1 protein-coding gene is annotated in these 856 nt (G+C 66.7%); it reads right to left on the bottom strand.

Annotated elements, in window-relative coordinates:
* Positions 1-54: 54 nt before the first annotated feature.
* A complete protein-coding gene (locus V6V89_RS41500; protein ID WP_334625240.1) occupies positions 55-834 on the bottom strand; it encodes a transposase family protein in 780 nt (259 codons plus the stop codon).
* Positions 835-856: the final 22 nt, after the last annotated feature.

Raw genomic sequence — 856 nt, forward strand, 5'->3', positions numbered from 1 at the left:
GCTAAGGGCTGTCTCGTAACTCGGTCGATGCGTTTGGTCGACGGCGGTCGGTGGTCAGCCGGTGATCGCGATGTTGTACATGTGGGCGATCCCTGCGGCGGTGGCGGTCAATGTCTTGCCAGCACGGCGGTAGTCGCGCAGGATCTTGTATTCCTTCATCCGGGCCAGGGCGTGCTCGACCCGGGCGCGGACACGGCGGTGGACCTGGTTGTAGTCCTGTTTCCACTGCGGTAGTTCGGTGCCGTCGGCGGGCTTGCGGTACGGGATGATCACCTCAGGGTTGCCGCGGTAGGCGCCGTCAGCCATCGTGGCCCGACCGGCCAGTTTCCGGTCGATGCCGCTGGTCCGGTAGACGATGGTGTCGTTGCGGTTGCCCGGCTGTGGGTCGCCCAGAGCGACCACGAGGCGTGTGTTCGCGTCGATCGCGACCTGCAGGTTTGTCGAGTAGCGGTAGTTCTTCGACCGTGCGGCCAGGGTGTGGTCGCGGGTCGGGATGAGCGTGCCGTCCACGATCGTGACCTGGTCGATCGGGCGGCGCCGTACTGGTGCCAACGCGAGTAGTGGTCCGAGGGTGTCGATGACCCGGTGCGCGGCGGAGTGCGAGATTCCGAACAGTGGGCCGATCTGGCGCATGGTGAGGTTGGTGCGCCAGTAGGCGGCTACCAGCAGGACCCGATCCGGCAACGACAAAGCCCACTGCCGTCCAGGGCGGCCGTCCGCGATCTGGTCGCCGCCACGGCGTGCGACCAGGCGGACCAGCTTGCGGAACTGTCCGGGCTGAAGCCCGGTGAACGGGTGGATCCACTGCTCGTCCGCCGCCGAGATCACCTGCACCACGGCAGCATCGACGAACATC

The organism is Micromonospora sp. CPCC 206061, from assembly GCF_036906915.1.
Lineage (GTDB): Bacteria > Actinomycetota > Actinomycetes > Mycobacteriales > Micromonosporaceae > Phytohabitans.